This window comes from Thermobacillus xylanilyticus (assembly GCF_907165215.1).
In the GTDB taxonomy this organism is placed as follows: Bacteria; Bacillota; Bacilli; order Paenibacillales; family Paenibacillaceae; genus Thermobacillus; species Thermobacillus xylanilyticus.
This window is the reverse complement of sequence record NZ_CAJRAY010000043.1, coordinates 66,037-80,297: the sequence shown is the minus strand read 5'-3', so window position 1 is coordinate 80,297 and position 14,261 is coordinate 66,037. Positions and strand designations below refer to the sequence as shown.

Here is a 14,261-nt window from a genome sequence, read left to right as displayed (position 1 = left end):
AAATTGCCCCGTAGCCCCGTTTTGTGGGGGACGGGGCTTTTCGTACAATTGAGAGGAAGGAAGTACAAGGTTGTTCCACCTGAGGAGGCGTCCAGGATCATGGCAGAACCGATCGGCGTGCTGGTGGCGGACGACGAACCGCGGCAGCGGCGCGGGCTGGCCGCGCTCATTCGCTCGCTCCGGCCCGGCTACCGCGTCTACGAAGCGAAGAACGGCAAGGAAGCGCTCAAGCTGGTGCGGGAATCCGCGCCGGAGATTGTATTTACCGACATTCAGATGCCGCTCGCCAGCGGACTCGAGTTCCTTGAGGCGGTCGGCCGTCTTCAGCAGGCGCAGCCGAAGGTTGTTCTTGTAAGCGTATACAGCGAGTTCAGCTATGCCCAACAGGCACTCCGGCTCGGCGCGAAGGATTATCTGTTGAAGCCGGTGCGCCCGGAGCAGCTGTCGGACGTGTTGGAGAAGTTGGAGAAGCAGCTGCACCGGGAGCAGGCACGAAGCGCCGGGGGGCGGCGGACGCATCCCGCGGGATGGCCGGAGCCCGCCGGAGGGGCTGCTGGCTTGAGCGGTCCGGAACCGGATGCGGGCGCGCGGGATGCAGCCGCTTCCGTGCAGCAGCGGGAGGCGGAGCCGGAGTCGCTTGCCTCGAGGCTGTACGGCGAGCATCTGCTCTATAAATGGATGACCGCCGGGGATTTGACCGGCTGCGAACGGGCGGAATGGGAGCGCCGCTTCCGGATGGCCGGGAGGGGCTGCGTGCTGGTCTTGGAAACAGCCGAGCCGGCTGGCGCGGCAAGCGACTCTGCCGGCGGCAAGCCCGCCCACCCGGCGGAATGGCGCGGCATGCTCCGGCAGACGGCGCTCCGGGCATTGGCGGCGCATGCGGACGCGGCCGCCGCGGCACCGGAACACGAGCCGCGCCGGTTGTACATAGCGGCCGCATGGAAGGACGGCTGCCGCTCCGACGAGGCGATCGGCAAGCTCCGGGAGGCGGTGCAACGGCTCGCCCGATTGTACGGCCGCACGGTCGGCGCCGGCATCGGCCGCGAGACGCCGCAGCTCGAGCGGGAGGCGCACGCATCGTGCCGCAGCGCGCTTGAAGCGCTCGACCGGCTGTTCTACGCGCCGCCTGGGACGTGGCTCGCCGCCGATGCGGCGGGCGCTGCGGAGCGCCGGGAGGAGCGCGCGCCGCTGGACGCGGTCCGGGATGCCGACGCGCTGGAACTGGCGGCGGCCGCTTGCGACGAGCCGCGGGCGGCGGAGCTTCTCACGGCGTCGCTGGAACGGATCGCGGCGTCCGGTACGCCGCCGATGCGGGCGAAGCTGGCCGCGGCGCAGCTCTTGCTCGGCTGCATGAAGCGGACGGAATCGGCGCTGGATGAAGCCGACAGCCGCGAACTGTCCGAGCGGATCGAACGGCAGATCATGGCCTGTCCGTCGTGGGCCGAAGTGAAGGCCGCCGCGGAGCTGCTGCTGCGCGATCTGATCGGCCGGCTCAAAGTGTCGCGCCAATCCCGCAGCGAGTTGATCATGCGGAAATGCCGCGAGTATATCGACGCGCATTTGCACGAGAGCCTCGGCCTGGAGTCGGTGGCGCAGCGGTTTTACTATAATCCTTCCTATTTCAGCATTCTGTTCAAGCAGCATGCCGGCATGCCGTTCTCCGAATATCTCGTGCAGACGCGCATGCGGAAGGCGCGGGAGCTGCTGCTGCAGACCAACCTCCGGGTGGCGGACATTGCGCGCCGGGTCGGGTACCGGGATACGAAATATTTCAATAAAGTGTTCCGCAAAATGTTCCTCTGCTCACCCGACGAATTCCGGCGGATGTTCGCGCTGCGCATGGAAGCGGGGGACGGCTGATGCGCGCCGTCATCCGGCCCGTACGCCGGCTGGCCTCCGGCATGCGGGACGCCGCAGCGGGCGCCAGCTTCCGGACGAAGCTGTTCATTTCCTATTTCGCGCTCGTCAGTTTCATCATTCTGCTGCTCGGGTTCGCCTATTACCAGATCAGCGCGCGCAACATGCTCGCGAACGTCAGCGAAAGCCTCGGCGATGTCATCCTGAACCACAACCTGCAGCTGGACGAGACGCTGCGCGACATCCGCGACAAAAGCGAAGTGCTGCCCATCGACGAGGAGTTGTACCAGACGTTCGCCGCCCTCGATCCGGAGAACAACGAATCGCTACTGAGGGCGGATCGGCGCATTACCCAGATTCTGTTCCGCTATTTCGGCGGCGACGACAACATCTATTCGGTCTTCATCCTGACGCCGGATTACGCCTTCGGCAGCGCGGCGCGGATGTTCGTGCCGCCGGAAGGCTTCTTCTCTTCCGGACTGCGCGAGGCCGCGGCGGTGGCGGACGGCGATCTCGTCTGGGTGCCGACGTACCGGTTCGCGGACGTCATGGACGAGCCGCGCCTTACGGATCTCGAATTCGAGTACGATCGGCTCGCGTCGGCGGTAAAACAGCTGAACTTGACGTACATCGACGAGCGGGGCATTTTTCACACGCTGCCGGATCATCGGGACAAGCCGGTGCTGATGGTCAACCTGACCGTCGATTTTTTCAGCCGGCTGTTCGAAGAATATGCGGGAAGCAGCGGCTTCCGCAGGCTCTCCTACGGCATTGCGGCGCCGGACGGCACCGTCGTCGCCTCGTCGGAGCCGGAAGCGGCGGGCAGGCCGGAGACGCCGCCGTGGCTTGCGGAGGCGCTGGCGCAGAAACGCGGCATGCTGCGGTTCGACCGCGGCGGCAGCGAAATGCTCGTCCGCTACGACACGATGGCGAGCACCGGATGGCTCTCCTGGATCGAGATTCCCGTGCAGGATGCGCTGCTCGGCCTCGGCGCGCTGAAAGGCTACACGTTCCTGTTCCTCGCCGTCATGCTGTCGGTGTCCGCGGTGCTCGCCTACCTGATGTCGTTCCTCGTCACGAAGCCGCTCGTTCGGATCAAACAGGCGATCCGCACGGTCGAGCGGGGGAGGTTTGACGCGCGCATACCGGAAGGCGGACGGGATGAGTTCGGCCGGGTGATCCGGCTGTTCAATCAGATGAACGAGCGGATCGCGGCGCTGATCGAGGAGAACTATGCCGCCCGGCTGCGGGAGAAGGAGGCGGAGCTGATGGCGCTCAATCTGCAGCTCAATCCGCATTTTCTGTACAACACGTTGACGACGCTGTACTGGATCGCGCTCGAGAACGGCCAGCAGGAGATGGCCCGCGTCATGCTCAATCTGTCGGACATGCTCCAGACGACGACGCGCAACAAGCGGGAGATGTGGACGCTCCGCACCGATCTGGACTGGCTCGAAAAATATGCGTACATCATGTCCGTCCGTTTCGAGGATTTGTTCACGATGGACGTCGACGTGGCGGAGGAACTGCTCGATATGGACGTGCCGAAACTGTTCCTGCAGCCGTTCGTCGAGAATGCGATCATCCACGGATTCGCGGAAATGGACGGTGGAGGCGTCATCCGCATCCGCGGCCGGCGCGAAGGGGAAGCGGCGGTGTTCACGGTCGAGGACAACGGGCGCGGCTTCACGCCGGAACGGCTGGCGCGCATGGCCAGCGGCGAAGGCCAGTCGACCGGCATGGCGAACGTCGGGAAGCGGATCCGGCTGCTGTACGGACCGCCGTACGGGGTCGCCATCGAAAGCGATGAAGGGCGCGGCACGCGGATTGTGATCCGGCTGGCGTTAAAACGCGCGCCCCGGGTGGATCCGTCGCCGGCGGAAACGCCGGTTGCGTCGACGGGGGCGGCAGCGATGGAAGCGGCGGGCGAACGGAGGGGACAGCTTTTATGAGAAACCGAACTGTGACGCGGGCCGTTCTGCTTCTGCTGACGGTTATGCTCGCCGCTGGCGGATGCGGCCGCCCGGTGCCGGACCAGCCGGACGGCGCGGGGAAGGAGCGCGTCACGATCACCTACGCGACCTGGGGATCGCCGAACGAACGGGCGGCGCACGAGCGAATCGTGCGCAAGTTCATGGAGCGATACCCGCAGATTGAAGTGGTCTACCGGCACATTCCCGAAGATTACGTGAAGGTGCTGACCACGCTCTATGCGGGCAACCAGGCGCCGGATGTTTACATGCTGTACAAGCATACCGCCGTCCAATGGGCGGAGCAGGGCAAGCTGTACGATCTGCGCCCGCTGCTCGAGGCCGACCCTGAGCTCGGCGAATCTTCGTTCATTCCGAACGCCGTCATGCGCGGGGATGGCGGCAGCGTGATCGGTATCAAGGCGACGGAGGAGTCGTTCGCGCTGTACTACAATGCCGAATTGTTCCGCAAGGCCGGCCTCGAGCCGCCACCGACGAGGGCGGAGGACGCGTGGTCGTGGGACGAGTTCGTTGCCGCCGCGAAACGGCTGACGATCGACAGCGCCGGCCGCGACGCGTTCCACCCGGATTTCGATCCGGATGCGATCGTCCAATACGGCGTCCGGATCAACACGTGGATGTGGCATCTGATGGTGCCCTCCAACAATGCCTCGATCATCGCGCCGGACGGAACGGGCATGAACCTGGACGATCCGGATGTGATCGACGCCGTGCAGCGGCTCGCCGACCTGATGTACGTCCACCATGTCGCGCCGAACCCGCTGCAGGAGAAACATCTGCCGCAGCCGGCGCTGGCGCTGGAAAGCGGCATGGTCGCGATGAATCTGGACGGCCAATGGATTCAGCTTGACCTCGGCGCGGCGGGGGCCGATTACGGCGTCGGCGTGCTGCCCAGGATCAAATCGAGCCATACGATCCAGTTCGGCGAACCGCTCGTCATGGCCGCGACGACCCGCCATCCGCAGGAAGCCTGGCTGTTCTTCAAATGGCTGCTCGACCCCGAGAACGCGATCGAGCTGCATGCCGACGGGCTGTGGATGCCGATTCTGCTCGATTACTACACGCAGCCCGAACTGATCGCCCGGTGGGCATCCGTGAAGCCCGGCCACCCGGACGGTTACGAGGATGCCGTCATGCGGCAGACGATCGAGAACGGCGTCAATTCCTTCGATTATTACCTCCGCAACAACGAGAAAATCGCCGCCATCCTGAATCCGGCGCTCGATCAGGTGTGGCTCGGCCGCAAATCCGTCCGCGAAGCGTTTCGTTCCGTGGCGGCGGACGTGCAGGCCGAGTTCCGGGGGCTCTACCGCTGATCGGGCGCCGGCCCCTTTTTTATTCCCGATGTTCCAGCCTGTGGATTGCTGACGGTATGAAGATGAGCAAGGAGCCTGGGAGCAAAACCAATCCGACCGACATCATCCCCAGCACCGAAAACAAGGTCAAAGCGGCGCCGCAATACAGGACGCCCTTCCCGTTCGCCTTTTTCAAGTAATAAGCGGACAAGAGGAAAGCCAGCAGCGACAGGATGCCGTAAGCAACCATCAGCACGGAATCATCACCGCTCCCCGATGAAGCAAGGCCGGCATACAGCAAGCATGCGGAACCCGCGCAGCCCGCGAGCACGCCGGCAAAACCCGTTTTTCTGCTCATGCCCTTCACCTCGTCAAAAGGAAATATCCGGCAATACGATTATGCCTCGCCATCATCCAATCGTTATCCCCCGTTTCCAATCATTGTGCGCGTTGTTCCGCCCGTGAACCGCTTGGTAGGCTGGGACTGCCGGCGCCCCGGATCGGCTGCCGGCGAATGTAAACGATATCACGGGCAGAAGCGGAGGAATCGAAGGGATGAAAAGGGCGTGGTCTCTTGTTCTGGCAATCCTGCTCGCGGCATCCGCGCTTGCGGCCTGCAGCGGCGGCAAGAACGACGGCGGCGGCGGGGGCGGATCATCGGACGGCGGTTCGGACGGCGGCTCGGGCAAACGCGTGAAACTGACCGCCATCATGACGAAGCATCCGCTCACGAAACCGTTCGCGGAGATGGAATGGCTGCAGGCGGCGGAAGAACGCGCGGGCGTTGAGATTGAATGGGAAGAAGTGACCGCGGACTGGAGCCAGAAGAAAGGGGCGCTGCTCTCCAGCGGCGACATTCCGGATCTGATCATCGGGCCGAATGCGATCACGGACGCGGACATCGCGATGTTCCCGGGGCTGTTCCAGGATCTCCGGGATCTGATCGAAAGCCACGGGCCGAACGTGAAGGCGATGTTCGAAGCGAAACCGGAGACGCGGGCGCTCGCGACGCAGACGGACGGCTCCATCTACGGCCTGCCGAAATACCAGCGGTTCTGGCCGGCGACCGCCACGCGGCAATACATCAACCAGCAGTGGCTGGACAATCTCGGCCTGAAGATGCCGACGACCTGGGATGAACTGTTCGACGTGCTGGTCGCGTTCAAGGAGCAGGATGCGAACGGCAACGGCGATCCGAACGACGAGATTCCGATGGACTTCGCGCCGGTCGGTACGGGCGGATTCGGCCACTTCCAACCGACGGTGCTGCTCGGCAGCACGGGCATCACGCTGACGAACGCGAGCGGTCAGGGCTACTTCATGGAGGACGGCGTGGTGAAAAATTTCCTTGTCGACGAGCGGTACAAACGGGTCGTGCAATTCCTCGCGAAATGCTACGCGGCCGGGCTTATTAATTCGGAAGTGTTCACCCAGGACTATACGAAGTTCCAGTCGGTCGCCCGCGGCGATGGCAATACGGCGAAGGTCGGCTTCACCTGGGGATGGGAAGTGACGGACCGGTTCGGCAACACGCTGGCGCCGCAATATGTGTCCATGGCGCCGCTGAAGGAGACAGCCGATTCGGATGTACAGGTGTCGTGGGACTATACGTACGAAGCGCTCAACTACGGCGTGAACATGGTCGTCATGTCGGCCAGGTCGAAGAACAAGGAAGCGGCGATGCGGTTCATCAACGAGCTGTACGATCCGGTTGTCAGCATGCAGGTGTTGTTCGGCTCGATCGGTCCGAACATCAAGGACAACGGCGACGGCACGTATGAAGTGCTCCCGCCGGCCGATCCGGCAATGGACCCGGGCACCTGGAAATGGACGTCCACCTGGGCGGACAACGGTCCGATGTATATCGCCGACGATCTGGTGCTGACGCTCGGCACCGACATGCAGTCGGTCGGCGCGCAGACGGAGCCGCTCATGCCGGCGCTCGACGCGATTGACAAGGAGAATGACGTGCTGCCGACGATGTTCATCAAGTATTCGCCGGAGGACAACAGCACGCTGGCTCTGAACAACACGAACCTGATGAACCTCGCCATGGCGAAATTTTCGCAATGGGTGACGTCGGGCGGCATCGAGCAGGAATGGGACAACTATGTGAAAGAAGTCGAACGGACCGGACTGCCGCAGAGTCTCGAAATCATCCAGCGGTACGTGGACGAAAACAAGCGGAACCAATGACGAATCTGACACGGGCGACCGCGCGCGGCATGGCCGGGCGCGGCCCCGTCATTTACGGGAGTTGATGAGCAATGGCGCAAGCCACCCAGACCGCATCCGGCGCCGTCCGGACGGCCGCCGGACCGGGCAGACGGAGATCGGCATGGCAGACGCTCAAGCGGGACCGCCAGCTCTGGATCATGATATTGCCGGCGATCGTCGTCATACTGCTGTTCAACTACGTGCCGATGTACGGCATTCAGCTCGCCTTCCGCGATTATGATTTCACGAAAGGGCTGACGGGCGGCGAATGGCGGGGGCTGTACTATTTCCGGCAATTCATTGACAGCTACATGTTCGCGGACATCATGCGCAACACGGTGACGATCAGCCTGGCGACGATTCTGCTCGGCTTCCCGGCTCCGATCATTCTGGCGCTCATTCTGAACCAGGTGCGGTGGAAACGGGGCAAGAAAATGCTGCAGACGGTCGTGTACATGCCGCATTTCATCTCGATTGTCGTGCTGGTCGGCCTCCTGAACGTGCTGCTGTCGCCGAATACGGGCATTGTCGGCTATCTGCTGCGTTCCATGGGCTACGAGATCAATCTGCTGGCTTCGACGAGCGCGTTCGTCCCCGTCTATGTGCTGTCGGACATCTGGCAGCATTGCGGCTGGAACAGCATCATCTACCTGGCGGCGCTGTCCACCGTGGATCCGCAGCTGTATGATTCGGCCAAAATCGACGGAGCTGGAAAATGGCAGACGATGCGCCATATCGACCTGCCCGCCATCGCGCCGACGATCATCATCCTGTTCATCCTGAGCATGGGCGGTGTGCTGACAACGGGGTTCGAGAAAATCTTCCTCATGCAGAACACGCTCAACCTGCCCGTATCGGAAGTCATCTCGACCTACGTTTACAAGATCGGCATTCTGTCGAACCAGTTCAGCTACTCGGCGGCGATCGGGCTGTTCAACACGGTGATCAATTTTTTCTTCCTGTTCGTCACGAACCAGATTGCACGGCGCGTGTCGAACATCAGTCTGTGGTAGGCCGGGGAGGGAACGTGTCATGGGATGGATTTTGCGGAAGCGGACGCCGGGCGACGTGCTGTTCGACGCGTTCATCGCGGCCGCTTGCATCATCGTCTTCCTGATTGTCGCCTACCCGCTGTACTTCGTCGTCATTGCATCGGTCAGCGATTCGACGATGGTGGCGACGGGCAAGGTGTGGCTCTGGCCCAAGGGCTTCAGCCTGTACGGGTATAACGAGATTTTCGACGACACACGCATCTGGCGGGGGTACCGGAACACGATTCTCTATACGACGCTGGGCACGTTCGTCAATCTGCTGTTCACGCTGCCGGCGGCGTATGCGCTGTCCCGTCGGGAGTTCCGGGCGCGGCGATTTCTCATGTTCGTGTTCGTGGTGACGATGTTTTTCAGCGGCGGCCTGATCCCGACGTATCTGCTCATCAAGGGACTCGGCATGACGAACACGATGTGGGTGTTCATTTTCCCGTTCTGCGTCAACGTCTACAACCTGATCATCGTGCGCACGTTCTTCGAGACGTCGCTGCCGCGCGAACTGTACGAGGCGGCGGCGATTGACGGATGCGGGCACTTCCGCTTCTTCTGGAGCGTGGCGCTGCCGCTCTCGAAGGCGGTCATCTCCGTCATCGGCCTGTACTATGCGGTGGCGCATTGGAACGATTTCTTCACCGCGCTGGTCTATGTGCGCAACAACGAGCTGCAGCCGCTGCAGATTGTGCTGCGCGACATCCTGCTCTCGAACCAGGTGTTCCAGGCGGGCGCGGGTACCGGCGGAGAGGCCGGCGGCTACGCCCAGCGGTACGCGGATCAGATCAAGTACGGCGTCATCATCGTGTCGACGCTGCCGATTCTGCTCGTCTATCCGTTTATTCAGAAGTATTTCGAGAAAGGTGTCATGATCGGCTCGGTGAAGGGGTGATGCGAGCGGAGATTGCGGGGCTGTAACGTGGTATGCGCGTTACAGCGTGCCGCCGGGTGGAGATTACGAAGCTGTAACGTGGTATGCACGTTACAGCGTGCCACCGGGTGGAGATTGCGGGGCCGTAACGTGGTATGCACGTTACAGCCTGCCGCCGGGCGGAGATTACGAAGCTGTAACGTGGTATGCACGTTACAGCCTGCCGCCGGGCGGAGATTACGAAGCTGTAACGCGGTATGCGCGTTACAACCCTGAGCCGCTCGCAGGAAATTGCCCGGGGCTGAGCGAAGACTTCTAACACGATCTGCAACCATGAGAGGAGGAACGGCGCATGTCAACCCATACGGCGCAAAGGCACCCGCAGCCGCTCCGGCCGCTGCCGGCGGGCCGGGTGAAGTTCACGGACGCCTTCTGGTCAAGATACCGCGACCTCGTCCGCGAGGTCGTCATTCCGTACCAGTACGAGGCGCTGCACGACCGGGTGCCGGACGCGGAGCCGAGCCATGCGATCGCCAATTTCGAGATCGCGGCGGGCCGGAAGCAAGGAGAGTTCCACGGGTTCGTCTTCCAGGACACCGATGTGGCGAAATGGCTCGAGGCGGTCGGCTATTCGCTCATGACGCATCCGGACCCGGAGCTGGAGCGGCTCGCCGACGACGTTATCGATCTCATCGCGGAGGCGCAGGGCGAGGACGGCTATCTGAACACGTACTTCACCATCCAGGAACCGGACAAGCGGTGGACGAACCTGGCGGATTGCCACGAGCTGTACACCGCCGGCCACCTGATCGAGGCGGCGTGCGCGTATTACGAGGCGACCGGCAAACGGAAGGTGCTGGACGTCGCCTGCCGGCTCGCGGATTGCATCGACCGGGTGTTCGGACCGAACGAAGGGCAGCTCCGCGGCTACGATGGCCACGAGGAGATCGAGCTGGCGCTCGTGAAGTTGTACCGGGTGACGGGAGAAGAGCGGTATTTGCGGCTGGCGGCGTTTTTCGTCGACGAGCGGGGCCGGGAGCCGAACTTCCTGCGCGAAGAATGGGAGAAGCGGGGGCGGATCAACTTCTTCCTCAAGCGGCCGGCACCGATTAATCTGGAATACCACCAGGCGCACCGCCCGGTGCGGGAGCAGACCGACGCGGTCGGCCACGCCGTCCGCGCCATGTATCTGTACGCGGCGATGGCGGATCTCGCGGCAGAGAACGGCGACGAGTCGCTGCTGGAAGCGTGCCGGCGGCTGTGGCGGAGCACGACGCGCAAGCGGATGTATGTGACGGGCGGCGTCGGCTCGACGCATCACCTGGAAGCGTTCACCACGGACTACGATCTCCCGAACGATACGGCCTATGCGGAGTCGTGCGCGTCGATCGGCCTCATCATGTTCGCGAAGCGAATGCTGCAGATCGAGGCGAAAGGCGAATACGGCGACGTGATGGAGCGGGCGTTGTACAATACGGTGCTTGCGGGCATGTCACAGGACGGGAAACGCTATTTCTATGTGAATCCGCTGGAGGTATGGCCGGAGGCTTGCCGCAGCAACCCCGGCAAGCATCACGTGAAGCCGGTGCGGCAGCGCTGGTTCGGCTGCGCCTGCTGCCCGCCGAACATCGCGCGGCTGATCGCGTCGCTCGGCGGCTATGTTTACGACGTCGACGCCGAATCCGGTATCGTGTACACGCATCTGTACATCGGCGGAGAGGCGCGGCTGAACGTCGGCAAGGAAGGCGGCGGACATGACGGCGGCACGGTCGTCGTTCGGCAGGAAACGAACTATCCGTGGGACGGCGCCGTGATGCTGACGGTGACGCCCGAAGCGGGCGGCTTATCGGCGTTCACCCTCGCGCTCAGGCTGCCGGGCTGGAGCCGAACGTCGGAGATTGCGGTGAACGGCGAGCGGATCGCGCCGGAGGTGCGGGACGGCTACGCGTACATCCGCCGCGATTGGCAGCCGGGCGATACGGTCGAGCTTAAGCTCGACATGACGATCCGGCTGCTCGCCGCCCGCCCGGAGGTGCGGGCCGACGCCGGCCGCGTCGCGATCCAGCGCGGGCCGCTCGTCTACTGCCTCGAGTCCGCCGACAATCCGGGCGGACCGCTGAGCGCGCTCGCGATCGACACGCAGACGCCGTTGACCGCAACGTATGACGCGCAGCTGCTCGGCGGCTGCGTCGTGATCGAGGGGCGCGCGTTCCGCGAAGGGGCGCGCGACTGGGCGGACGCGTTGTACCTGCCGCTGGAAGAGGAGGACGGCGCCCGCCGCGAAGAGCCGGCCGCGTTCCGGGCGATCCCCTATTATCTCTGGGGCAACCGGGGCGAAGGCGAGATGGCGGTGTGGGTGCGGTACCGGTAATCGGGAAAGTCCCGGCGTTTTTCACAACGCCGGGGCTTTTTCTGATGAAAATCCGACACCCGAATCTTAGAAATGATGGCTGGCGGACGGGCACGCGCGACCCATAGAATGGAGGGAAACAGGGCTTGAACAGGAGGGGCGCCGCATGAAACTGTGGTATGCGAAACCGGCATCGGATTGGTTGGAAGCGTTGCCAATCGGCAACGGCAGATTGGGCGCGATGGTGCACGGCGGCATGGAGCGGGAAAGGCTTCAGATCAACGAGGAGACGTTCTGGTCGGGCGGACCGCACGATTACCGCCGGCCGGGCGCGTCCCGATATTTGCGGCAGGTCCGGGAGTTGATCTTTCAGGACAAGGTCGAGGAAGCGCAGCAGCTGTTCGATGAACGGATGAAAGGCGATCCCGAACTGCTGCACGCTTTTCTCCCGTGCTGCGATATGATGCTCCATTTTCCGGGCCATGCGGATGGCCGGGATTATTACCGGGAACTCGATCTGGACCGGGCCGTTGCAACCACCCGATATCAGGTGAACGGGGTGACGTACACGCGCGAAGTGTTCTGCTCGTACCCCGATCAGGCGATCATCATGCGGATTTCATCCGACTGTCCGGGCAAGATCGACATGGCCGCGGAGCTTGCCGCGGCCAACGGGGAGCAGCGGGTCCGTTTCGCGGGCGACGACACGCTGGTCCTGACCGGACAGGCGGGCAAGCGGGAAGCAAGGCCGAGACGGCTCAACGCCGGCTGGGACGGGCCGGGGGTGCGGTTCGAAGCGCGGCTGCGCGCCATCTCCGAGGGCGGCCGTGTCCTCCGAGGGGAGCAGGCGCTCGAGGTCAGGGGAGCAGACGCGGTCACGCTGATTTTCTCGGCCGCAACCAGCTTCGTGAATTACCGCAGCATCGACGGGGACCCGGGCACCAAGGCGGCCGGCGTGATCGAACGCCTGCAAGGCAAGTCGTACGGGGAACTGCTCGGACGCCATCTGGAGGATTACACCGCGCTGTACCGCAGAGTCGAGCTGGAACTCGGGGACGGCGCAGGCGACGGCACGCCGACGGATGAGCGGGTGCGGACGTACGCCGAGACGGAAGACCCCGGGCTGGCCGCGCTGTTTTACCAATACGGCCGCTATCTGCTCATCGCGTCTTCGCGGCCCGGCGGACAGCCCGCCAATCTCCAGGGCATCTGGAACGACGATCCCTGGCCGCTCTGGGGAAGCAAATGGACGACGAACATCAACGTGCAGATGAACTATTGGCCGGCGGAATCGGGCAACCTGCGGGAGTGCCATCTTCCCCTGTTCGACCTGATCGACGACCTCCGCATCACCGGGGCGGAAACCGCCGAAACGCACTACGGCTGCAGAGGGTTCGTGGTTCACCACAACACGGATCTGTGGCGGGCCGCGACCCCGGTCGATTACGACGCGGCCGTCTGGCCGATGGGCGGCGTCTGGCTGGTGCAGCATCTGTGGGACCACTACGAATATTGTCCGGACCAGGCGTTTCTGCGGAACAGGGTGTATCCGGCGCTGCGCGAAGCGGCCCTGTTCGTGCTCGACTATCTGACGGAAGCGCCGGAGGGCACCCGGCTCGCCGGCAAGCTGGTGACCAATCCGTCCTATTCCCCCGAGAATCATTACATTGACGACAAGGGGCGGAGACGCTATCTGACCTATGCGGCGACGATGGACATTCAACTGATCCGCGATCTCTTCCAACGGTGCATGAAAGCGGCGGAGATGCTGGGCGTGGATGAAGATTTCCGCGGGGAACTCGAGGAGGCGATGGCGCGGCTGCCCGGCATGCAGATCGGAAAATACGGCCAATTGCAGGAATGGGCGGAGGATTGGGACCGGCCCGACGATCACAACAGCCACGTCTCCCATCTGTACGGGCTGTACCCCGGTAATCAGATTTCCGTCAAGGACACGCCGGAACTGGCCGAAGCGGTCGGGCGGAGCCTGGAACTTCGCGGCACCCACGATTTCCGCGCGTGGCCGGCCGCCTGGCGGATTGCCCTGCATGCGCATCTGCGCGATGCCCGGATGGCGCACCGCCGTCTCGTCAATCTGATCGCGCTGTCGGCCAACCCGAATCTGCTCAACGAGAAACCGCCGCTTCCGATGCAGATTGACGGCAATTTCGGTGGAACGGCCGCTATTGCGGAAATGCTTCTCCAGAGCAGGAGCCGCTATGACGGCACAGCCGCCGTGTATGAGATCGAGCTCTTGCCGGCGCTGCCGGCGCAATGGTCGCGGGGCAGGGTGAAAGGGCTGCGGGCACGCGGCGGTTTCGAGCTGGCTTTCGCCTGGGAGAACGGACGGCTCACGGAAGCCTCGCTGCATGCCCTGTGCGGCGGTATCTGCCGGATTTATTACGGGGACCGGTCCGTACAATTGGAGACGAGCAAGGGCGATACGATACCCATTCAATTCTGACGGAGGATTACCCCTCGGGAATGCGGCGGGTTCGCGCGGCTGCGCGGACCCGCCGTTGATGTCTGCGTCATGCTCGGAGGGCGGCACGGATGAAATCCAGGCGCAGACAAAGAAATTGGTGATTGTATTTTTGGGCTTGACGGAATAAAATGGAACCAACGCATGCTAAAACGAAA

Annotated in this window: 9 protein-coding genes; 8 read left to right on the top strand and 1 reads right to left on the bottom strand. The window is 63.3% G+C overall.

Annotated features, from left to right (window positions below; genetic code table 11):
- Window positions 1-99 precede the first annotated feature (99 nt).
- The 3 genes from KJQ12_RS09400 to KJQ12_RS09390 are packed head-to-tail and all read left to right on the top strand — an operon-like array spanning window position 100 to window position 5,164.
- On the top strand, window positions 100-1,860 hold the full coding sequence (locus tag KJQ12_RS09400; protein WP_213484450.1) for a response regulator transcription factor: 1,761 nt from the start codon (window positions 100-102) through the stop codon (window positions 1,858-1,860).
- Window positions 1,860-3,809: a sensor histidine kinase gene (locus tag KJQ12_RS09395; RefSeq protein WP_213484449.1), complete on the top strand. Its 1,950-nt coding sequence runs from the start codon at window positions 1,860-1,862 to the stop codon at window positions 3,807-3,809. The genes KJQ12_RS09400 and KJQ12_RS09395 overlap by 1 nt, the downstream gene beginning before the upstream one ends.
- A complete protein-coding gene (locus tag KJQ12_RS09390) occupies window positions 3,806-5,164 on the top strand; it encodes an ABC transporter substrate-binding protein (RefSeq protein ID WP_213484448.1) in 1,359 nt (452 codons plus the stop codon). Before KJQ12_RS09395 ends, KJQ12_RS09390 begins: the two co-directional genes overlap by 4 nt.
- A 19-nt stretch (window positions 5,165-5,183) precedes the next feature.
- Here the strand turns inward: KJQ12_RS09390 and KJQ12_RS09385 are convergent, their stop codons facing one another.
- Window positions 5,184-5,501 (bottom strand): hypothetical protein, encoded by a 318-nt coding sequence (locus tag KJQ12_RS09385; RefSeq protein ID WP_213484447.1) that lies wholly within the window; start codon window positions 5,499-5,501, stop codon window positions 5,184-5,186.
- Between the two features lie 197 nt (window positions 5,502-5,698).
- Here KJQ12_RS09385 and KJQ12_RS09380 point away from each other — a divergent pair, with 197 nt between their 5' ends.
- From KJQ12_RS09380 to KJQ12_RS09360, 5 genes are all read left to right on the top strand, one after another.
- The gene (locus tag KJQ12_RS09380) at window positions 5,699-7,339 is read left to right on the top strand and encodes an extracellular solute-binding protein (RefSeq protein WP_213484446.1); all 1,641 of its coding nucleotides are present in this window, start codon (window positions 5,699-5,701) and stop codon (window positions 7,337-7,339) included.
- A gap of 179 nt (window positions 7,340-7,518) precedes the next feature.
- Window positions 7,519-8,373 (top strand): ABC transporter permease, encoded by an 855-nt coding sequence (locus tag KJQ12_RS09375; protein ID WP_244860547.1) that lies wholly within the window; start codon window positions 7,519-7,521, stop codon window positions 8,371-8,373.
- A gap of 19 nt (window positions 8,374-8,392) precedes the next feature.
- A complete protein-coding gene (locus KJQ12_RS09370; protein ID WP_213484444.1) occupies window positions 8,393-9,292 on the top strand; it encodes a carbohydrate ABC transporter permease in 900 nt (299 codons plus the stop codon).
- Between the two features lie 331 nt (window positions 9,293-9,623).
- Window positions 9,624-11,642: a glycoside hydrolase family 127 protein gene (locus tag KJQ12_RS09365; RefSeq protein WP_213484443.1), complete on the top strand. Its 2,019-nt coding sequence runs from the start codon at window positions 9,624-9,626 to the stop codon at window positions 11,640-11,642.
- Window positions 11,643-11,787: 145 nt separating this feature from the next.
- Window positions 11,788-14,085, top strand: a complete 2,298-nt coding sequence (locus KJQ12_RS09360; protein WP_213484442.1) for a glycoside hydrolase family 95 protein — start codon at window positions 11,788-11,790, stop codon at window positions 14,083-14,085.
- Window positions 14,086-14,261 lie beyond the last annotated feature (176 nt).